Annotated in this window: 24 protein-coding genes; 5 read left to right on the plus strand and 19 right to left on the minus strand. The window is 28.1% G+C overall.

Going from position 1 to position 21825, the window contains the following annotated elements; all coding sequences use genetic code 4:
* Nucleotides 1–118: 118 nt before the first annotated feature.
* A complete protein-coding gene (locus tag NMG68_RS03350; RefSeq protein ID WP_272404098.1) occupies nucleotides 119–1291 on the minus strand; it encodes a DnaJ domain-containing protein in 1173 nt (390 codons plus the stop codon).
* Between the two features lie 403 nt (nucleotides 1292–1694).
* On the opposite strand from NMG68_RS03350, the gene NMG68_RS03360 reads away from it, so the two are divergent.
* Both NMG68_RS03360 and NMG68_RS03365 read left to right on the plus strand, forming a co-directional pair.
* Nucleotides 1695–2867, plus strand: coding sequence for a hypothetical protein (locus NMG68_RS03360; protein ID WP_255034555.1), 1173 nt, complete (start codon nucleotides 1695–1697; stop codon nucleotides 2865–2867).
* A gap of 9 nt (nucleotides 2868–2876) precedes the next feature.
* A complete protein-coding gene (locus NMG68_RS03365; protein WP_255034556.1) occupies nucleotides 2877–4985 on the plus strand; it encodes an MATE family efflux transporter in 2109 nt (702 codons plus the stop codon).
* 328 nt (nucleotides 4986–5313) lie between these two features.
* Here the strand turns inward: NMG68_RS03365 and NMG68_RS03370 are convergent, their stop codons facing one another.
* The 6 genes from NMG68_RS03370 to NMG68_RS03395 form a co-directional block, all read right to left on the minus strand.
* Nucleotides 5314–5505 (minus strand): hypothetical protein, encoded by a 192-nt coding sequence (locus NMG68_RS03370; RefSeq protein WP_255034557.1) that lies wholly within the window; start codon nucleotides 5503–5505, stop codon nucleotides 5314–5316.
* Entirely contained in the window at nucleotides 5505–5678 is a 174-nt protein-coding gene (gene rpmF, locus NMG68_RS03375; protein ID WP_255034558.1) for a 50S ribosomal protein L32, read from the minus strand. The genes NMG68_RS03370 and rpmF overlap by 1 nt, the downstream gene beginning before the upstream one ends.
* A gap of 50 nt (nucleotides 5679–5728) precedes the next feature.
* Nucleotides 5729–6094, minus strand: coding sequence for a 50S ribosomal protein L7/L12 (gene rplL, locus NMG68_RS03380; RefSeq protein WP_255034559.1), 366 nt, complete (start codon nucleotides 6092–6094; stop codon nucleotides 5729–5731).
* A 32-nt stretch (nucleotides 6095–6126) separates the two neighbouring features.
* Complete coding sequence (gene rplJ, locus NMG68_RS03385) at nucleotides 6127–6615, minus strand: 50S ribosomal protein L10 (RefSeq protein ID WP_255034560.1); 489 nt, start codon at nucleotides 6613–6615, stop codon at nucleotides 6127–6129.
* A 179-nt stretch (nucleotides 6616–6794) separates the two neighbouring features.
* A complete protein-coding gene (locus NMG68_RS03390; protein WP_255034561.1) occupies nucleotides 6795–7022 on the minus strand; it encodes a YqaE/Pmp3 family membrane protein in 228 nt (75 codons plus the stop codon).
* Nucleotides 7023–7025: 3 nt separating this feature from the next.
* Nucleotides 7026–7475, minus strand: coding sequence for a DUF1951 domain-containing protein (locus NMG68_RS03395; RefSeq protein WP_255034562.1), 450 nt, complete (start codon nucleotides 7473–7475; stop codon nucleotides 7026–7028).
* Between the two features lie 134 nt (nucleotides 7476–7609).
* On the opposite strand from NMG68_RS03395, the gene NMG68_RS03400 reads away from it, so the two are divergent.
* Nucleotides 7610–7981, plus strand: coding sequence for an HU family DNA-binding protein (locus tag NMG68_RS03400; protein ID WP_255034563.1), 372 nt, complete (start codon nucleotides 7610–7612; stop codon nucleotides 7979–7981).
* On the opposite strand, the gene NMG68_RS03405 is transcribed toward NMG68_RS03400, so the two are convergent.
* The 7 genes from NMG68_RS03405 to NMG68_RS03435 all read right to left on the minus strand — a co-directional run bounded on the left by NMG68_RS03405 (nucleotide 7978) and on the right by NMG68_RS03435 (nucleotide 14152).
* On the minus strand, nucleotides 7978–8481 hold the full coding sequence (locus tag NMG68_RS03405; protein WP_255034564.1) for a Holliday junction resolvase RecU: 504 nt from the start codon (nucleotides 8479–8481) through the stop codon (nucleotides 7978–7980). The genes NMG68_RS03400 and NMG68_RS03405 overlap by 4 nt on opposite strands.
* Nucleotides 8482–8526: 45 nt before the next feature.
* The gene (locus NMG68_RS03410; RefSeq protein WP_255034565.1) at nucleotides 8527–9015 is read right to left on the minus strand and encodes a hypothetical protein; all 489 of its coding nucleotides are present in this window, start codon (nucleotides 9013–9015) and stop codon (nucleotides 8527–8529) included.
* Nucleotides 9002–9466 carry an RpiB/LacA/LacB family sugar-phosphate isomerase gene (locus NMG68_RS03415; protein WP_255034566.1) on the minus strand — a complete coding sequence of 155 codons (465 nt, stop codon included), beginning with the start codon at nucleotides 9464–9466 and terminating at the stop codon, nucleotides 9002–9004. The genes NMG68_RS03410 and NMG68_RS03415 overlap by 14 nt, the downstream gene beginning before the upstream one ends.
* Nucleotides 9467–9682: 216 nt before the next feature.
* On the minus strand, nucleotides 9683–11419 hold the full coding sequence (gene metG, locus NMG68_RS03420; protein WP_255034567.1) for a methionine--tRNA ligase: 1737 nt from the start codon (nucleotides 11417–11419) through the stop codon (nucleotides 9683–9685).
* Between the two features lie 48 nt (nucleotides 11420–11467).
* Nucleotides 11468–12838, minus strand: coding sequence for a ribosome biogenesis GTPase Der (gene der, locus NMG68_RS03425; RefSeq protein WP_255034568.1), 1371 nt, complete (start codon nucleotides 12836–12838; stop codon nucleotides 11468–11470).
* Nucleotides 12831–13508 carry a (d)CMP kinase gene (cmk, locus tag NMG68_RS03430; protein WP_255034569.1) on the minus strand — a complete coding sequence of 226 codons (678 nt, stop codon included), beginning with the start codon at nucleotides 13506–13508 and terminating at the stop codon, nucleotides 12831–12833. The genes der and cmk overlap by 8 nt, the downstream gene beginning before the upstream one ends.
* Nucleotides 13508–14152, minus strand: a complete 645-nt coding sequence (locus tag NMG68_RS03435) for a hypothetical protein (RefSeq protein ID WP_255034570.1) — start codon at nucleotides 14150–14152, stop codon at nucleotides 13508–13510. The genes cmk and NMG68_RS03435 overlap by 1 nt, the downstream gene beginning before the upstream one ends.
* Before the next feature lie 90 nt (nucleotides 14153–14242).
* Here NMG68_RS03435 and NMG68_RS03440 point away from each other — a divergent pair, with 90 nt between their 5' ends.
* Nucleotides 14243–14794 (plus strand): DJ-1/PfpI family protein, encoded by a 552-nt coding sequence (locus NMG68_RS03440; protein WP_255034571.1) that lies wholly within the window; start codon nucleotides 14243–14245, stop codon nucleotides 14792–14794.
* Between the two features lie 170 nt (nucleotides 14795–14964).
* On the opposite strand, the gene NMG68_RS03445 is transcribed toward NMG68_RS03440, so the two are convergent.
* The 5 genes from NMG68_RS03445 to NMG68_RS03465 all read right to left on the minus strand — a co-directional run bounded on the left by NMG68_RS03445 (nucleotide 14965) and on the right by NMG68_RS03465 (nucleotide 20479).
* Nucleotides 14965–16965 (minus strand): hypothetical protein, encoded by a 2001-nt coding sequence (locus tag NMG68_RS03445; protein ID WP_255034572.1) that lies wholly within the window; start codon nucleotides 16963–16965, stop codon nucleotides 14965–14967.
* Between the two features lie 212 nt (nucleotides 16966–17177).
* Entirely contained in the window at nucleotides 17178–19028 is a 1851-nt protein-coding gene (locus NMG68_RS03450; RefSeq protein ID WP_255034574.1) for a hypothetical protein, read from the minus strand.
* 520 nt (nucleotides 19029–19548) lie between these two features.
* Nucleotides 19549–19977, minus strand: coding sequence for a type II restriction endonuclease (locus NMG68_RS03455; RefSeq protein WP_255034575.1), 429 nt, complete (start codon nucleotides 19975–19977; stop codon nucleotides 19549–19551).
* 5 nt (nucleotides 19978–19982) lie between these two features.
* Nucleotides 19983–20162: a PDDEXK family nuclease gene (locus NMG68_RS03460; protein WP_255034576.1), complete on the minus strand. Its 180-nt coding sequence runs from the start codon at nucleotides 20160–20162 to the stop codon at nucleotides 19983–19985.
* 182 nt (nucleotides 20163–20344) lie between these two features.
* Complete coding sequence (locus NMG68_RS03465) at nucleotides 20345–20479, minus strand: hypothetical protein (protein WP_255034577.1); 135 nt, start codon at nucleotides 20477–20479, stop codon at nucleotides 20345–20347.
* A gap of 79 nt (nucleotides 20480–20558) precedes the next feature.
* Here NMG68_RS03465 and dcm point away from each other — a divergent pair, with 79 nt between their 5' ends.
* Nucleotides 20559–21740 (plus strand): DNA (cytosine-5-)-methyltransferase, encoded by a 1182-nt coding sequence (gene dcm, locus NMG68_RS03470; protein ID WP_255034578.1) that lies wholly within the window; start codon nucleotides 20559–20561, stop codon nucleotides 21738–21740.
* Nucleotides 21741–21825: the final 85 nt, after the last annotated feature.

Genomic DNA, 21825 nt, shown 5'->3' on the forward strand with positions numbered 1-21825 from the left:
CAAGGGTTTATTTTTACCATTTTTATTATCAACAACATAACCTTATTTATTAAGAATAAAAAACCTCCAAATCAGATTTGGAGGTTTGTTTTTTTATATTACCTATTTAATAAATAGGTTATTCTTTGTTTTCTAATTCTTTTTTAACTAAAGCTTCGTATAAGATAACTTCTTTATTAGGTTTGATAAACTCTCTTAGTTTTTCAAGTTCTTCTTTAGTATATTCTCTCGGTCTTGCACAGTTGATGACTACAATAAGATCACCTTTTTCACTATAAGAAGAACCGTATGCGCGAGAATCTAATTTAAGGTTGATACCACCATTAGCAATAGTGATTACATCACCATTTTTAGTTCCAGGTTTTAGTTTGATATCCTTGATTTCTTTTAGAGTAGGAATTGATATTGTTCCCCCAACGATAGCTACCATAGGATCTACCAAAACATTAACTACAACATGGTTATCACGTAGTTCAAAAACTCTAGAAGGTTCAATTTTAACTCTTAAATAAAGATCGCCGACTACATTTCTAAAAATATGACCTTCATTTTGTACAACCACAACCTCTTGATAGAAAACATTAGAATCAATGGCAACATTTCTTTCAACAGTTTCATCAACCATTCTTCTAGATTTACACTTCTTACATTTATTCTTGATAACTTGACCTTCACCCTTACAAGAAGGACAAGTTTTCTTAGTTTGGAACATCCCTAGAAGTGTTCTTCTATTCTCGATTATAAAACCATCACCTTTACAATCGTTACAAGTATTTACATCACCATCAGCTGATCCCGTTCCATCACAATCAGGACAAGTTACTTGTCTTGTATATTTAATATTTTTAATACAACCATTAGCGGCTTCTAAAAATGTCAATTTGATTTCATGAACAAGATTTACATCAATTTCTTCTACATAACCTTGGTTATGATATCCTTGCTGACCACCACCTGAAAAGAATTGGGAAAACACATCACCAAACCCACCATCAAAATCAAAGCCACTGAACACAGAGTTAAACACATCAAATGGATTGAATCCACTTTGATGGAACCCAGATGCATTTAAACCTTCATGACCATAAGTGTCATAAAGTCGTCTTTTTTCCTCGTCGCTTAGAACTTCATATGCTTCATTTACTTCTTTAAATTTTTCTTCTGCATCTGGTTCTTTATTGCGATCGGGGTGATATTTCATGGCAAGTTTTCTAAATGCCTTTTTAATATCTTGTTGTGTAGCTGAACGTGGTACGTCTAATATTTCGTAATAATCTCTTTTTGAAGACATAAATGATGGTTAATGGTTCTACTCTATATTTATTATAAAGTAATCATACTAATATTTTAGCACTCTAAGAGCTAAAGTGACAATATTTATATAATTAAATACTAATAGTATTTTAATATATTGTTATCTATTGATTTTTAAAAAATTAATGATATTTTTATATATGCTTATTTATTAGTTTATAGTTTATAACTATTAACTAATATAAGATGTTGGTTAAAACCAAAGATATTTTAATTAAACCTCATTATAAATGATAACATCATTATTCTTATTAACTTATTAATAAGAATAATATTGAGGTTGTAAATCCATAATATAACAATAGATTTAACATTTATTTTACAAATAAAGGTTAACATATTTATTTTGATTAAGAATAATAATAGAAATATAAGATTGAATGAAAAAGATATTTAACTTTTTATTGATAGGTGGTTTGATTTCATTTAGTTTAACTTCTTGTTCTAAGCAAGAAGTACAACCACCAATTAATCAGGGTGGTGGTGATAACAAACCTGTCGTAAATCCAAATCAACCTAGTGATTCGAATCAAATTGATTCAAGCAACCAACCAAGTGACAATCAAAATAATAATCAACCAAGTGATTCAAATAAGAATGACGATAATAATGAATTAAGTTTAACTTTAAAGTCTGATTATGTTGTCGCTTCAGATTTAGTTATTAATCAAAATGACAATTACACCCTTAATTGAGAAAAGTTTGATACCAATATTAATCAAGCAGATAGAGCAAATGTTAAGCTAGAAAACTTATTTATTGATGATCGACAAGGAAAGTTATCGTTTGATCTTAAGATAAACGATAACAAGTCATTAAGCTTTAACAAAACTGTTGAATTTAATTTTAATCGCTTAGCTAGTTTATCTATAGGTTGAACTAATGTTAAAACCACTACTACTGATGCTTCAATAATGAATCTTAAGATGGTTACTAATAGTCAACAACTTAGCAATTTTGCTGATGTAGGTTTATTCTTAAGCGATAATGATAAAACCAATTATTTTAGTTATTTAAGTAAATGGTTTGATCTTTCTTTGGTTTACCAACGAGATGATAAGAAGTTAGAAACAAATGAAATTATCTTCAAAGCTAAGTTAGAAAACACTAATAAACAACCATTTTATAAATTAGAAAATAACAATAAACAAAATCAGATTTGAAGTGCTTTGTCTAGTGAAAAAATGATAACACTAGATTTTCCTTCTGATTTATCAAGAGCTGCCAATGATGTTGTTATTAATACTGACAGCGAGTTGTTTAAAAAACCATTAAATTATTTTTATAACACTAGTGATCATACAGTTGATATTGAAAAACTAACAATTGGTGCAAGAAATGAAGGGTTAGTGAAATTCCAAGATAGCAAATATAACAACACTTACCAAATAACCTTATCATCATCTCAAAATCCAACTTACAATGAAGATACTAACGAACTAAAATTTATTGTTCAAGTAAAAACACACGGAAGTGATGAACACACTAACGCTATTTTTAGAGAATTCATTGTTAAGATAGGTCAAAACCAGCAACCTAACGAAGGAATGTAAAACTAATATATGAGAACGGGTTATAGCCACATCGACAAACAAGAAAAAGCAAATACTCTTTTTGGTAAAACTGCTATTTCTAAAGCTATATGAATAGTTTGTCTTCCAGGTCTATTAGCTTCCTTTTTTGGTGGATTGTATAGTTTTTTGGATCAAATCTTGATCCAAAAATTAATTCCAGATGTATGAAAATTAAATGATGTTTATAATGCTACTTATTTTTCAAATACTAATGTATATAAACAAGTATTTGATCAGATCTTTGTAAGTAGCAACATTGTAAGTATTCCTAATATATTTGTAATTGATAATACATATTATCAAGCATCCCAAAGTATGCCTGTACCTGAGGGTTATTTTAATAAGGATTTTATTTCTGTATTTAGCGATTCGATTAGAAGCATGCCAGCAATCACATTAAACCGTGATGAACTAGAAAAATATATTAACAACCACCAAATACTAGATAATATTGTTTTGTTGTTTAAGAATGTCTATAACTCAAGAGTTAAAGATATTGGTGTTGGCGAAATCTCACAATTATCAAATGTGTCTGTTATTGCTCGTCAAGCAGTAAACTCTTTTCAAAGCGTTACATTAGTAGGTAGTTCAGTTATTTATCTAGTACCAGTAGGTGCGGGTGTTTATTACACTAAAGCAATTAGTTATAAGTATGAAAAAACTGGTAGAGACATCTGAGTGATGTCTTTTTGAACATCATTAATATTATGCTTAGCAGTTACCTTAGTTTGTTTTGTTTTAGTTGGCGCTGGATTGCAAAGACAACTTATAGGTACCGCTAATCTTGATAATGGTATATTAGCTTCTTTTGAAGCTAATAATACATCTAACTTAATAAATAAAATCAATAACATTGATATGAATTCTATTAGTGTTACTGATTTTAAACAATATCCTAAGGTTATTCTTGCTTATGATAATGCGATTGCTGATATCTCAGCAGAATGAGGGAATCAGTATAGCTGAATTTATATAAGTGGATTTGTGATTGCTGGTTTATTCTCTTTATTATCATTCATGATTAGATCAGAGGGACGAAATTTCTTTGTTACTATTGCTTCTATAGTAGCTAATGTATTAAACGTACTATTAGATTGAATTTTTATTAAATATTTTAATCTAGGTTTAGTGGGTGGCGCTAGCGCTTCTGTTATTAGTTGAGTTATTAATCTCTTATTATATGTTGGATTTGTTATCTATTTTAATAAAAAACAAGCAACATGACTTAACTTTAATGATTTATTTAAAGTTAGGTTTAATATTAAGATTATTATTCCAATTATTATATTAGGGATATCATCGTTCATTAGGGTGATAGGGGTTGCTGTAATGTTCTTGGTTTATAACTTATTATTAATCAAGATTTCAGGGCAGGATTTTCAAAACTACCATGCAGGATCAACACCACTAATTGTTTTATTTTTTGTTTCTTTATTCGGGATATCAGATGGTGGCAGACCACTTGTAGGTTATAACTATACTAATCGCAATTATAAACGTGTACATCAAACATTTTGATGATCTTTATTAGTTACTTTTTCTTATTCAATTATTTCTTATTTAATCGTCTTTTTTGCTGCTAAACCTGTTCTTGTAGGTTTATTTAATTTCCAAGATCCAAGTATTAATCCAATGGTGCAACAAATTGATAACGCAGATTTAGTAACTCAGTATGTAAGAATCACAATGTTAAGAATTGTAATGTTTTCTATTACGATTTGCGGAATGATGTTGTTTCAAGGAACTAACAATATCATAAGATCATATATTGCTTCAGCTATCGAAGGTGTATTTATTGCTTATCTTGTGTTTGGCATTTTATTTGGTATAGCTTTAATAGCTCCTAAAGAAAATAATGCGAATGTGTGAATTTATGTTTGAGGTTATGCAATATCACCATTCATCACATCAATAGTTGTGTTTAGTATTTCTATTGTTTATCTAAAGAAAGACTTGAATATTAATAATGAAACCAAAGAGCGTAAGATGAACAAATTAGACTTAATGCAATATAATTTCTTTATTAATGAAGCTAAGAAATACAATTTATTAACACCTCAAGAACAACACGAAAAAGAAGTTAAAAATAATTTATAAGACACTTTAAAATAATTGGTTTATTTACTTATTCTTTGACCATCTAATTCATCATTTAGATGGTCTTTTTTTATTAATTTTATTTAATTAGCAAAACATGCTAAGCAAATCTAACTAACAATTAAAAAAGAATAAACTGGTTAATAAGCTTAGTTGTTTCATCAATAGAGTGTCTTTATTTTTTAAATTAACAATTCTCATAAACTGTAGATTATTCATCAAATAAAATATCAAGATCAAGTAAAATGAAGGTTATACAGAAAATAAAAAAACATCTATCATCGTGATAGATGTTTTATTTTTTTAATAAATTGATTTACTTATTAAATTAAGACGCATGAATGATAACTACACAAGATAGACAAATGCCAACGCATATTCCAATTATGGTTAATAAAAGAATTGCTGTCGCACTAAATCAATCCAAACCAGCCTTAATTTTACTGTTTTGGTATTTAGAAACTTCACTTACTGAAGTTAGATTTAAGTCTTTAGATTTGTGTGATAAATTATCGTTCATTATTTAGCTTTGGTAATTCTTAATTCGTTGTACATCCCACAAGAGCAAGCTCTGTGTGCTCGTTTGAATTTCCCACAGTGCTTACATACGTTGATTAAGCTAACTGCTAAAGCATCATGTGAACGTCTTTTATCTCTTCTATGTTTAGAGGATCTTCTTTGTTGTACTGCCATGATGTTTTATTCTTTATTTATAAATTTAAATTAATTGGTATTTAGGTTAATTATTTAAGCTCAATTTTAGCACCAGCTGCTTCAAATTTAGCTTTTAATTCGTTAGCTTCTTCAATCTTAACGTTTTCTTTAAGAGTAGCTGGAGGAGTATCTACAGCTTTCTTAGCATCCATTAAACCTAAACCAGTGATTTCTCTAACTAGTTTAATAACTTCAACTTTCTTATCACCAGCAGATGTTAAAACAACTGTTACTTCACTTGGAGCAGCAGCACCAGGAGCAGCTGCAGCAGCAGCTACAGGAGCAGCAGCTGAAACACCAAATTCTTCTTCGATTGCTTTAATTACATCGTTGATTTCAACGATAGTCATTTCTTTTAGACTTTCAATAAATTGTTCTTTAGTTAATTTTGCCATTGTAAATTTTACCTATTGTTTTTGATTAATTATTATTGTTTTGTGTCAGCTACAGCTTTAAGTGCATATAAGAATTTGCGAACTGGAGCTTGAAGTACTGATAAGAACATGCTGTAAAGCTCTTCTCTTGAAGGAAGAACAGCGATTTCATTCAATTCAGCTGCTGATAATTTTTTGTTTTCTAAATATCCGCAAACATATTTGATCGCTTCTTTAGCTTGTACGAACTCATGAACTGCTTTGATTGGTAAAAATGCATCTTGTAAACCAATTACTACAGCAACTTGGTTTTTAATATCTGATTCAAACCCTTCAATACCAGCTTCTTTAATAGCTCTTCTTAAAATGTTGTTTTTTAAAACAAACATTTCGTTAGAAGTAGTTTTAATTTTTCTTCTAAGAGCTGTGATCTCTTTAGCTGTCATTGTAGAGTATTCAAATACTACAAAAGATTTAGCATCTTTTAACAACGCAGCAATTTTATTCACATGTTCAATCTTTTTTTGAATAATTGCTTTCATTGTGTATTTAAATCCAATATAAATTGAAAACAATAACTAAGATTGTTTATTAGATATAATTATCTAACCTACATAACGAATTAAGGAGATATTTCTATCTACCAGTTATGGTCTTTGGTTATTGCTTGTATTAGTATACTACTTTTTACTTTATTTTTAAAGATAAAAGCGTATCTTGATTAACCTTTTTTAGATAGTTCTTTTTTATTAAAGATTATTAGATCTGAACAAGTAAGTAAATAAATAACTCCAGGGAATATGAAAAAAATACATAATACAACAAAAGCTATTCAATTAAACTTTGGTTGAGCTAGTTTGAAGATTGCATACAGCACACCTGGTACGATCCCTAAAATCAATAATATGATAAATATAATTAAATCAATACCTTTATCTCTTCTAGCCATATATTAATTTAAATTTAATACCTCAATTAATTCCTTGGCAATGTTTGATAAAATTTTTGTTACTTTAAATCGATCAGGGTCGTTAAAATCAAAAGATTGTTTAAACAATAAATAATATAAACAAAACTTGTCAAGAATTTGTTTATCCTTTTTAAACAAGCTTAATACATCTTCAATTTCTTCATAATCTGTAATCTTTGTTAAGCAAGAATTTAAAAAATAATTTCTTGCATAGTTTTTAGTTGGTTCATTAATGATTAAACTCATTAATTCATTTAATTTTTGACGAGAGTATTCCATGTTTGCTACCCCGTCATTTTCATAAACAGATCTAATAAAAATAAATTTGTCTTGCTCTTTTGAGAACAATGAGTTGAAAATCCCTATAGCCTTATCAACACTTTGTTGATATTCAGTTTCTTTTTTTTGTTCTTCAGATACGTTGTTAGACATAAATAAAATTTATTAACATTTTAAATATACTTGTTTATATTATCAAATTTTAATAAAAGAATTAAATAATTTTTCAATCTTTCTTTTCTTTGATTAAAAAATATTAAAATATAACCATTAAAAATATTGACAAAATGCTAACTAAATCTGAAATTTACAAAATTATCGCTGAATGTACTGGAGTTAGTTCAAAGCTAGTTAAAGCTTGTTTCCAAGTTTATGGTGATTTAGTAAAAAAAGAAATCAAAACAGAAGGACAAGTAAGATTACCTGATCTAGGAACTTTTAGAGTTACAATAGGTCGTGAAAGAATTTCTGTTGATCCACAAACTGGAGCACAAACAAGAATCCCTCCAAAACCAAAGGTTAAATTCAGAGCATCTAAACCTTTAAAAGAAGCAACTGCTACTATTAAATGAAAATATGTAAGCGAAGATGACGAATTGCTTCAACCTAAGAGAAAACCAAGTGGTTTTTTCAAAAATCGCGATAACAACGAAGACTAAGTAATTAGATTTATCCATTCTTGGAGCCCTTCAAAAATTCCAATAACTCCTGGATAAAACAGCTCTAATTGAAAAGAATTATTTTTAATTCATTCATATTTCAAAGTTTTTGATTCTTGATTTGCTAATCAAGAATCAATTTTTTTTATTGGAATCATAAAAAACTCTTCCTTAGGTACTATTAAAAGCAAGATAAAAGCTATTCCACCTTGATCATAAATCTTTCTTAAATGGGATAATTGATGTTCTTTAATATTTTTTAAAGAATAATTTAATTGCGAGCTTTGCTTAGCATCGAAATCAAAGAAATAACCTTTATACAAACCATAATAATCTGTTTGGGTTTTTTCTTTTAATCATCCAGAGACTTTTGTGTTAGCAAAACTATAAACATTAATCGGCAAGTGACGTTTAAAAATTAGCCCTTTAGGGGCTAATTCATTATGTTTAATGGTATTGTTGATTAATGTTTCAAGAAACATTCCTCTATTTTGGTGCATATATTGAATTAAGCCTTTAATCAATATATGTATTTTTTCTTGAAATTAAAGATTTTTATTTAAAGAAACTGTTGTTTGTTCTGTTTTCTTAATACTAATAGAGCCTAAGAAATACATATAAGAAACGATTACAAATATTAAGAATAAAACAAATAAGAATAAAGAAACGCTACCAATAGCTATTCTAATATCTGATAATTCAGCTTGGGTGTAGTTAGTATTATTAACTAAAGGAGTAATCTCAAGACCAACTGTACCAGGTTCAATACCTGAATTTTCAGGTGTATAGATTTTGGTAAAGATTCCACCTTTAGAAACCGAATCAATAAAGCCAGACTGTGTTACGCCTTTATTTAGAATTTCTTCATATGGAGCTGCTGATAAAGCTACAAGGATTAATGAAGCTATTAAAGCAATAACAGCCAAAACAAGATAGATGTAAGATTTTTTTCTTGATGGTTTTAGTTCTGTAGGAACTAAATCTCATTTAAAATAATTAGCTTTTAATGGATCTTTAACTTTATTTTTTCTCATAAGCACTAATTTTATCTACCCTTCTTTGGTGTCTTCCGCCTTCAAATTCAGCTGCTAAAAATCTTCTTAGTATCTCTTTACTAGAATCAATTGTAGTTGTTCTAGCACCTAAAACTAAAACATTGCATTTGTCGTGTTGGATAGCTAGTTCTGCATACTTAGGTTCATAAACTAAGCCTGCTCTAACATTTTTGATTTTGTTGGCAGCAATACAGATACCTACTCCGGTACCACAGATCGCAACACCTAAATTAGTTGTGTTTTCGTCCTTGAAATAGTCTTCTAACAAAAAAGCAAAATCAGGATAATCATCTGGCGCTTTTTCGTCATCAGATCCAAGATCAATTACTTCGAATTCATCACGATATTCGCTTTTAAGCATACTAATAAGTTCTTGCTTTAAAAAAACGCCAGTATGATCTGCAACTAATACGATTTTTCTCTTACTCATAATATTTGTTATGACTTATTAATTATATTCTTATATCTTTTTAAATGATAAACAACTAATAGATATTTTTAATGTTTATTTAAATAATAGCTTATCTCTAAGAAATCAATCAGATAATCAATTAATCTATATAAGATAAATAAAAAGCAGCACTTGGTGCTGCTTAATTTATTATTGGTATTACTTAAATGACCTTTAATAATCCTTATTTAAGAATTATTCAGATTTAACTTCTTCTACTTGTGCAACTTCTTCTTTTTTGTTTTCAGATTTAGATTTTTTATTTTTATCTTTTTGTTTTTTATTATTGTCTTTTTGATCTGATTCTGATTTTTCTCCAGCAATTTGTAAAGTTAAATTAACTCTTTGGAATAATTTCTTAGCTTGATTTATTTTGTGATTATTCAATTGTTCAAAATTATTAATGTTTTCAAGCTTAATTTGTTCAGGGGTAAAGTTCATTTGCTCATAAACTTCTTTAGACTTTATCGTAAGAATAGGCTCAAGTAAAACAAAGACACTTCTAACAGCACAAGCTCCAGCAAATAAAACATTAGCTAATTCTTGTGTTTGGTTGTTTTTGTATAATTCTCAAGGTTTGGTAATTTCAATAACACTTGAATATTCTTTTGAAATACTAAGCAATGTTTTTATAGCGCCACGAATATCATTTTGTTCAACTAATCGTTCAAATTCAGCAGGAACTTTAGCTAACTCTGTTAAGTAATTATCAACAACTTCTAATCCTTGTTTATAAGGTAGAATTATCGAATTCTGACGCGTTTCAATCATTGGTATTAAACGATTAACTAAGTTGGCAAAATTATTAATTAAATCCGAGTTAAGCGTTTCTTGAATTAAACGCTTACCAACCTTACCATCTTCACTTAAACTTACTTCTTTAAGTAAGAAATAACGAATTTGATCAACACCAAAGATATCAACTAGCTCAACAGGGTCAATAACGTTATTAAGCGATTTTGACATCTTGTTACCGTTTTCATCAACAATTCATCCATGCGAGATCATCTTTGTTGGTTGTTTTAATCCCAACATTTCCAAGAAGATTACTCAATAAATTCTATGGAATCTTGTGATTTCTTTAGCGATCAAATGAATTCTTTCACTATCATCATTGTTTCAGAATTCTTGGTAGTTCTTATCATCATGTGAAGCAAAACCAGTTGATGATAAATATGAAAACAAAGCATCTAATCAAACATAGATCTTATGGCTTTTATTTAACGGACAATCAATTCCTCAATTAACACTAGTTCTTGTGATTGATAAATCTTTTAACCCAACATTAATAAAGTTATTTAACATCTCTTTGTTACGAGACTCTGGGAATACAACTGGGTTATTGCTTTCAAGTGATTGTTTAATAAAATCACTAAACTCTGACAATTTAATGAAATAAGATGGCTCATTAATTGTGCTAATCTTATGACCAACATTACAATAAAGCTGATCTTCTGGATCCTTAGATAAATCGGCATTAATTTTTTCAGCTATATCAGCTTTTTTCAACGCACTAGATGAAGTATAACCTTCTTCACAATCAACACAATAAAGCCCTTGTCATTGATCGATGTAAATAAAACCTTTTTTAAACAATAGGGCAAAAACCTTTTTAACTACTTCTTGATGGTTTTCTTCTGTTGTTCTTACAAATCTTGTAAGATCAATATTTAAAAGCTCAAATAATTTTCTAAAATTATCTGAAAAACTACTAACCATTTCAATCGGACTTAAATTTAAAGATTTCGCTTTAGTTTCAATCTTTTTACCAAATTCATCAGTACCTGATAAGAAAAAAACATCATAGCCTCTTTGTTTTTTATAACGAGCTAAGAAATCTCCTAAAATTGTTGTATAAGCATGACCGATATGCGGTTGTCCCGAAGCATAGTATATCGGGGTTGAAATATAACATTTTTTTGTTTTTGCCATAGTTTTAAATATCTCTTTAATTTTATCTAAAAAAGTTTGAAAATCACTTTATTCTATATCATAACCAACTTGCTTAAATTTCACATCTTTTGATAATTTACGGTTTCTTGCATTCTTCGACTTGAAATACAAGGTGATCGGAACATAAGTAAGACCAAAGGCTTCTCTTATTTTATTTTCTAGAAACCGTGCATATGAAAAGTGTAAATAATCAGGATTATTACAAAACAATACAAAGGTCGGAATTTGACCTTGCGCTTGAGTTGTATAAGTGATTGATAAACGGTTACCATTGAATATTGGCGCTTGGTTCATCATTTGTGCTTTACTGATTACATCATTCAATAAAGAAGTTGATATCTTAATATTAAGTTGTTCTTTAATCATCTTGATTGTGTCAAAGATCGTCTCAATTCTTAAATTCTCCTTAGCACTAATAAAGATAATAGGCGATCAAGGAAGATATTTAAACTTATTACGAATCTCTTTTTTAAATAAGTTCATTGTCTTCTCATCTTTTTTAACAATGTCTCATTTATTAACCACAATAATTGTTGGTAAATTAGCTTGATGACACAACCCACCAATCACTTCGTCTTGTTCTGATAATTCAACCGAACCATCAAGCATCAACAAAATAAATTTTGATCTTGAGATTGCTTGTTGTGTTCTTTGAACTGAGAATTTTTCTATTCTTGTAGCTATCTTACCTTTTCTTCTGATACCTGCGGTGTCAATAACTTTATATAATTCTTTATTATATCTAAAAGTAGCATCAATAGCATCCCTAGTAGTTCCTGCTACATCTGATACTAATACTCTTTCTTTTTTGAGTAACTGATTTAATAAACTAGATTTTCCAACATTAGGTTTACCAATAATACAAAAAGTTGCCGCCAACTCTTCTTCTTTCTTGTTGTCAAATTGATCTTTTAATTTGACAATCTCATCTAATAAATCCCCAATCCCGATCGCATGTTCTGCTGATATAATTAACGGTTTACCAAACCCTAAACTAAAGTATGAACTTAAATTAAGTTCATTTTTATTTTGATTTTCAATCTTATTAAGAACAAAAAGAATCTTTTTGTTCTTATGTTTTTTAAGTAGTTTGGCAGCATAATGATCATCAACATTAACACCTTCTTTATACGAACATACAAATAAGATAATGTCGGCTTCATCAATAGCAAATTGAACTTGTTGTTCAATTGCTTTTTGAAATACATCACTATCTGTAGTAAGACCTCCGGTGTCAATAATTTGGAATCTTTTAGTTAATCATTCAACATCACCAAAAATACGGTCGCGAGTGATCCCTGGAACATCATCAACAATAGCAATTCGATTCTTTATTAAACGATTGAATAATGTTGATTTACCAACATTAGGTTTACCAACGATAGCTACTTTAAGCATTATTAACCTCCAATCTTTTCTTATATAAACTTACAATTTGATTGACAACATCATCAATTGTTAAATTATCCGAATCAATAACTACTGCATCATCAACAATAATTAATGGTGCTAACTTACGGTTAGCATCATTATAATCTCGTTTAGCAATTTCATTGCTAAACTCTTCTATTTTTTCGTCCGTTAATTCCAGGTTTAATTGTTTAATGCGTCTGATAGCTCTTTGTTTAGCTGAAGCAGTTAAATAGATTTTAAGAATAGCATTAGGTAAAACAATACTAGTAATATCCCTGCCATCCATTACTACTGGTTTTTTAGAAGCATAATCTTGTTGTAATTCTAATGCTAGTTTTCTTATCTTATCATTTTGAGCTATCTCACTAGCACCCATAGATATCTTTAATTCATTTAAAGCTTCAGAAACATTCTTGTTATCAATCTTAACTTGATCACCATTGAATTCAAACTGGTAAGTGTGGTAGTTATTTAACAATTGATCCACTGATCAATTGTTAAGGTTCATTAAATAATAAAATGCTCTAAACATTTTACCTGTTGATAAGTAGTTAAAATTAAGTTTATTAGCTACTAGTTTAGCAACAGTAGATTTACCGCTTCCTGCTGGTCCATCGATGGCTATCTGATGATTATTAATTTCAGTTGTCGTCATTATTCTGATGTCTTAAATATTCCAATAATAATAAATAAAAAAATTAAACAAACTGCTATCAAACCAATTAATAAACCTAATAAAATCTTGAAGTTTTTAGCTTTGTTTTTATTAGTACCAATATCAATTTTTTCAACTGGTTTAAAGAATTCAGCGTCATTAATCTTTTTCTTAGCATATGTAATAATCTGTTGCAACTTATACAGATCATTATGTGAATTACTAACAAAGTTAGATGACAGAACTTTTAATTGTTCGAATCTTTCTCTAATATTATTAATTTCTTTTAATCCAGCATCGCTTGAAATTCAACTCTTATCTGAATTCTTGTTAGTAACATCTTTCGAATAATCATTTAAAAACCGTGCTTGATCAATAATATTAATTAGATCACTATTATCAAAAGATCACAAAAAGTCTTTTAATTCATTAATGTGGGCTTGGTTTTCAGATGAATATTTAATCTTTAAACTTAATAAATCAGGTTTATTAGTTTGATAATCTAATAATATGTTCGCGCTAATCTTATCTAAATCATTCTTATATTTAGATATAGATTCATTTTCTTGTTCAAGAATTTTCTTTAATTGAGCTTGTTTCTTCTTTGCTTCACGAGTAAATTTATTTTGAATTAATCGGCTCATTATTAAAATTATGTGTTCTTAAATCACACGATATGTAAATTTTAAAATAAAATAATTTACATATCATTAAATTATAGAAAGGTTAAATAGTTGAAACTACTTGTATTAACTCTTAAAGAGTTCCAAGACATTGAATTAGTAAGCTTTGCTTCAATTCTTACTGCTAGTAATAAATTCTCTAAAATTGATTATTACTCACCTGATAACCAAGACAGTGTTGTAGGTCAATTTAATGTAGCTCATATTAAAACAATTAAATCATTTAACGTTAATGATTATGATGCTATTTATGTACCTGGTGGTGTTGGAGCTATCCATTTAAGATCTAATCAAAAAGGTCTTGAATGTGTTAAGGAATTCGTTCAAAACAATAAATGAGTAATTGCTATTTGTGACGCACCCAATGCTTTAAGTGAAAACAATATCCTTAATAAGGATGATAAATACATTTCTTGAAGTGACGGTACAATGAATGGCGCTAATCGTATTAAAGATTTTAATACCCAACTTAATTGTTCGAATAAGTTGATAACAGCAAGATGTTCATTGACAACTTTAGAATTAGCATTCTATACTCTAGAAGTATTATTCTCAAAAGAATTTAGCGATGAACTAAGAGCTAAATTAACAGGCGTTGCTTAGTTAATTTAGAAAAGTAGAAATATATTCTTACCAAGAAATTAAAAATATAAAAACCACCGGTAAATTCGGTGGTTTTTTATGTATAAATAAAACGATTTCGTTTTCTTAGAAAATAAAATTGTAATCAGATTTGATATAAAACTTAAAATTAAGATATTTTATCAACAAAATTATTTAGGCATTTCTATCTCGCTATCCATTTTCATTTCATCTTTCTTTACTTCTTTTTTAAGGAATTCGCTCATAGATGGTATTGATTTAATTGAAGGGAAGTTATGCGAAAATACAAAGTATTTATAAATTTTTATCATTTCTTCGTAATTAGCATTATATCCTTTCTTTTTATCATAAAAGAAGTTATCTCTACGAATTAAATGAAACGATTCAGGAATAGGGAAATTATTAAGATCTACAAAATGTAAGGTTTCTTCCATATCAATATTGAAATACTCTTGTAGCATTGCTATAGTTGTTAATAGAACTGTAGTTGTTGCTTGTAAACCGTATAATTTTGTTTTAACAGAATCCTTATTAAACTCATCGCTTTTGAAGAATACAGATTTATTAGAACTAATGTTATTTAAATCTATTGCTAGCATATTTTCCCAAGAAACCGATGGATCTAGAATTATACCTTTATTTTCCTTACTGTTATTTAATAATTGAATGTATTTCACCGCATCTTCATTTTTATAAACTGGATGAAGTTTGTAAAAATAATTATATCTTTCAGGAGGGTACAATTCATGAATTTTTTCTATATAATTATGAACCTCACGTGTAGCAACAGTAGGAAATTCTAATCTTAATCTTCATTTGCTGGAAGCATCTTTTCTAAATAAACTAGAACCAATAAAGATTAGATTCTCTTTGTTAGGATCATAATTATCTTTTCCATAAGTTATAAAGTCTAAAATTGTTTTATCTTTTAAATGAAAAAGAGTGCTATATTCTTCGTAGTATTTACTAATATCTAATTCAGAAATGCTGTTAGCAAAATCTTTAAAATTAAGCGGATAAGTTTTAATATCTAAATTAGCTCAACTCGTATCATTCAAATCGAGTTCTTTATTAAAATATTGCGAATAATCACCGATTAAATTAAAAATTTTAAACTTATCTTCAAGTGTATAAAAATATCTAAAATTGATATCTAATTTCTTAGTTTTAATCCCTTTATCTCAAAATTCTGTTAGTTCTTCTTTAGAATAATGATTACTTTGTCTTTTAGCTCAAGGTATGTAATCATTATTAATAAATTTATATGGTTGAGCGTTACCATCACTTAATATAACAATCTTGTTAGCATGGGTAATTATTCAATTTCTTATTGGATAATTAATATCTATAAATGATATGTCAGGGATATAAAAATCAAATAATTTTACTTTATCTATATAACCTTTTAGATAAGTTTTAAGTTCTTCTATGCTTCTAGGGAATACACTATAGTTTGAACCTTTCTTTGTGTTGTCTAAATATATTTGTTTATCTACTACCCTTAATCTTCCGTCTTCTATATTTGTCAATTCATTATTTTCATTTAATAAAGCAGTATCGCCATATGTTTTTAGCAACTCATTATAGTTAAATCTTTGTTTTTCATTTTTTAATGTTTTCCCGTAATCATTTACAACAGTATCAATTATGTAGATAATATCATTATAAGGTTGTTTATCATTTTTACTTAATTCCAACTGAGCAAGCATTGCATTAGAACTAGAGATTAAATATTGCGAAGCATTTCTTCCAATAAAAACTGATGGATATTCGTTTTTAGCTGAATCTACAATTTCATCACTAAAAGCCTTAAGTTTCTCTTTAGTTGTTTGGGTGTTAATATCGGTATTTTTCTCTATTTCAACAACTTTGTTTTTAGCTTTTTCATTTTCTAGAGCCTCTTGATCATTGTTATTTTCTGTTGGATCAACTTCTTCTGTTTCATTCATTGATGATTGATCATCTGAAGGATTTTTTTCTTGTATATTTTTCTCAGTTTCTTCTTTTTTATCTTCTTCTTTAACCATTCCTTCTTTAAGGTTAGATTCGTCTTTATAGGTATTTTCTTCTCTTTTGATTACTTTAGTTTTATCGTAAAAACATGATGCTGTAAGTGTAGTTGAACTTATTAATAATAAAACGCTTAACAATGATCGTTTTTTAAATTTCATTTCATCTCCTTAAAGCAACTAATCAACTAACAAAAAGCATTTATAAACTTATATTAAGTATATTAAAAAATCTAGACCGTTGTAATAAAGTTATTACTAACTTTAATAAGTTGATCTAGATTTTAATTATTTTATTGTGATTTAATTTTTAGATTTGAAAACTAAAAATACTTTTATGATTTGTTATTCTAGCTAAAACTGCATTGTTAGTTTTAGTGGTTTCTGGCAACAGAGAATAACATATCATTAATATTAACTCTATAGCGGTTATACTCTTTGAAGCTTGGATCAGCACCTTCATCTTCTGCGATAATTACAGCATAGAAGTATTTAAATTTATTATCTAACGCACCTAATAAATGACCTCATTCACGAATTTTGCTCGCATCGTCTAATCCGTATTTAGCGTAAGCATGTCTTTCACCTAATACATTTTTGAATAACACCGTACTTACGAATTCACTTGTAAGTCCATAATCTGGGCGTGATAATAATGGTGAGTTATATGATCCGTAATAGTTTTCACCATATGTTAGTTTGTGTTTTTGAACCGTTTCACGAGTAGCGACATTATAACTGTGTCCAGTAGATAACATCTTACCGTCATTTCTAACTTCTTTATTTCTTATAAAGTTACCTCTAGTGTAACCTAGAATACCTTGTAAAATCAGCTTAGCTTTATCTTCTTCATCAAAAATAGTGCTAGCATTAATCAATTCAGGTAAATGAAGTTTTTTACGAAGTTTATTTCATTTTTTAATCTGAGTTTCAACATACTTATCATTAAACGCAATTAACGGTTTAAGAGTATTTATATCACCTGCCTGTAATTCTATTCTTGCGTTTAAATTAGCGTCATATTCTCCACGACCTTGCTTAATTTCTTCTCTGAAAAGATTGATATATTTGTTAATTACAGATTTTAAATTAGCGTTTTTAAATACCATATCGTATGATAAATTATTTTCGCTTGGTTCATAATAATCACCAACATCAATATTTTCATACATTAAAGGTGACAGATCAAAAATTTTGTTGTTATCAGAGTAATTAACTCAACTAAATGTTGAAGGTGTTGTAGCTCTATCAAATTCAGCTGTCTTTTCAGCAATACGTTGTTTGATTATTTTTCGTTCTTCAATATGTTTTTGAACAGCTTTATATGTATCAGCAAAAGTATTATAAATAGCACCGTCCTTATCGTTATAAGATTTTAAAGTTGGAGCTGAAGGTGTTGCTGATACAGTGTCGCGAATTGATTTAACATTATCATCAATTAAGCGTATAAATTTTGCGTTTTGAATTTGCGATTTTTGATTATTTAGAAGTTTAATGTATTCTTCACTTCTAGCTTCCTCAATTTCGTAATCAGTAAGTTTTCCTTCTTCTAGTTCATCAAAATTGATTCGCATCGCATTCGCAAAAACTTTAACATAACTTAATTTTTGTTGGTATGTAGAATCTAATTTGCCGCTTTTCTTAACTGAATCAAAATTATTATTCATTGATTCTACTTGATCTCTTAATGGTTTTAAAACTGATGGTTCTAAAGCCATTTTATAACTATCTCTTATTCCTTGACCACCAGGAATTCGAGATATGAACAACTCAACTTTCTTAATAAGCGCATTATACTTATTAATATACATCTCTTTTTCTGTTAAAGGTTTGTTTTCGGTAGGAGTTACAACCGGTACTGGAATTACAGGTTCAGGTATAGCGGTTTCTGGAATATCAACTTCAGGTTCTTTGTATTCAGTAACAGATCCAGCATTTGAACTTGCATTATTATTTACGCTAATATCTGTTGAGGTAGTTGTATTATTTGATGCATTCGTATTTGAATTACTATTTGAATCTTGGCTATTACTAGTTTGATTATTTGAGCTATTATCAGATCCGTTAGATTCTATAGTTGAACCATTTCCCGTTTTTACAGTAGTTTCTTTCGAATTTTTATGAGCTTTAATATCTTCATCTTTACAAGAGCTTAAAATAGTTCCTGTTAGTAATGTACATGCAAATAATGTTGTAAATAAGCGTTTCTTATTATGTCGTTTCATATTTATATTCCACCATTCTTTTTATTGCGCATTTTACAACGCAGAGGGTTAGTAATTTTTAGATTACTAACTTAAAACAACGTTTTAATAATCAGATTTAGAACCTAACATAATATATCTAGATTATTATGTTAATTCTAATATTTTATATGTATTTAATGTTGTTTTCTTAGATTAAGAGTACTCATATATATTAATAGTATTTATATAGATATATGACTCTTTAAATTGTTAATAAACAAGTTTATATTAATGAAAATTAAGCTTGTATATAACAAAAGCTATCTATTAATTCTAATATATAAATTCTGATTTGTATATGAAATTGCTTAAGTTTACTCTATTTGAAAGGATTAATGAATTCAATTTTATAAAACGAATTATATAGAATTTTGTATTCAAAAATACGCAAATTAATAAATAAAGAAAATGCGGCTAATAATAGTCTGCATTAATATATCTAAACATCAAAAACTAAATGCTAAATAAATAATACTTCGTAAAATTTTTTTTAATAAAATTAGCCATTTTTACCGTATTTTTTATCAATTTCACTAAGTCTTTTTTGATAATATTTTTTAATAAATTCTTTGTTTTCGTGTTTTAAAATTTGTTTTTTAATATTGTTACTAATTAATTCTTTTTCTTCTGCGTTATGAAAATAATTATCCCAACATTTTTTGTTAGCATCATAAACACCTAAAAGCTCTTCAAAAGTTAAAACTCTATGATTGTTTTTATATCTTTCGTTTTTGATATTTCTTGTCGTAACTACATTTATATTACTCTGGTATAAATTATCTAATACAGATTCACTTATTTGCTCATCTAAAGTTACTAAAAACATTTCTCTAGCACCTGTTCTCATCATTTCTTCAGGTACTTCTTGTCATCTTTCTCTTAATGTAGTTTTAGCGCTTATCAATATTGTATTTCTTTTATTAATCATATATTCTATGACCCCAGGCAAACTATATCTACTAGTTTCCCTAACTCTTTTTCAATAAAAATATTTTTACCTATATTCCCTTGACTATCCATAGGTATTTCAGCTCCCATAAATATCAATTCAATAATTGCTTCAAATTCATTACCTGCACGCGATCTTCTACTTTGTGTATTAGATAGAGTCAATATGTATATATGCTCGGTAAAATCAGCTATAAAATGAGATATCGCATTTATTGGTGTCATTTTATTGATCTCATTTTCATCACATAAACTTTTTAAAATATCTATAGTGAATCGTTTTTCTAATGGATGGTATATATTTCAAGAGTTTTTTCTTATATTTTCGATTATTTCACTAGCTTGTTCTATGAAATAAGTTTTTCTTTTAAGTGATATCCAAAATTAACAAAAACTTCGTAAATTAAATCATATGGCGATATGAAATATTCATTTCTTTTTCTCTTAATTAAAGCCTTAAATTCTTCTATATCTATTATCATTTTGACCTCAAATTAAATTATTAATTTGTGTTATTATTAGGATAATTTAATCTCTATTCAATTTTAATATAACCATAGTATGGCTAAAATATATCTAAATAAATCTAGTTCATTAGACAGCTCTCGCCTTATAAAAGAAAAGAGAGAAAAATTAAATATGACTCAAAAAGAACTAGCTGATGCAATTGGATTAAATAAATATGGAGATAGAGATATAAGAAATTGAGAAAAAGGTGAAAGTAAACCAACATCTTCAGAATTAAAAGCTATTTTATCTTTTCCTGAAGAGGTTATTTTTAAAAATCCAAAAAACGCTAGATACACAATGATAGATTTATTTTCAGGTATTGGCGGAACACGTTTAGGTTTTCAATTAACCAATAAAGTTAAATCGATTTTTTCTAGCGAAATAGATAAATTTGCTATTAAAACTTATAAAGCTAATTTTGGAGATCAGCCTTTCGGAGATATTACTAAAATCAATAACAAAGATATACCTAAGCACGATATTTTAGTTGCCGGTTTTCCTTGTCAAGCATTTAGTCAAGCAGGAAAAAAGTTAGGTTTTAATGATACAAGAGGAACATTATTTTTTGAAATAGCAAGAATTCTTGAATATAGAAGACCTAAGGCTTTTCTTCTAGAAAATGTTAAAAATCTTATAAATCACGACAAAAAGAAAACCTTCCAGGTCATTTTAAAAACATTGAATGAGCTAGATTATTATGTTGTACATAAAGTTTTAAAAGCTAGAGATTTTGGCGTTCCACAAAACCGTGAGAGGATATACATTGTAGGATTTGATAAAAAGCAAGTTCATAATTATCAAGAATTTACAATGCCACAACCCACTAATGAAGAAACAAAATTGGGTGATATTTTAGAAAAGAATATAAATGATAAATACACTTTATCTGATAAATTGTGAGACGGTCATAAACGCAGAAAAGAAGAACATAAAATTAAAGGGAATGGATTTGGCTATACTACATATTCTGCTAACGATAAATATACAAATACATTATCTTCTAGATATTATAAGGATGGCAGCGAAATACTTATTAAACAAAAAAATAAAAACCCTCGTAAAATAACTCCTAGAGAAGCTGCTAGGTTACAAGGCTTTCCTGAAGAATTTATTATTCCGGTTAGCGATACGCAAGCATATAAGCAATTTGGTAATTCTGTTTGCGTTCGCGTTATCAACGCCATAGCAAAAGAAATTCTATCCATTCTAGATCAAAATAATAATAAAAAATAAGCATCATTCTTAATTAAGAAAAATAGCATCGCGCTTTAACACGATGCTATTTTTTAATATTTAAATACAAATGTTTAACAAACGT

The organism is Mycoplasma bradburyae (assembly GCF_024338845.1).
In the GTDB taxonomy this organism is placed as follows: Bacteria; Bacillota_I; Bacilli_A; order Mycoplasmatales; family Mycoplasmoidaceae; genus Mycoplasmoides; species Mycoplasmoides bradburyae.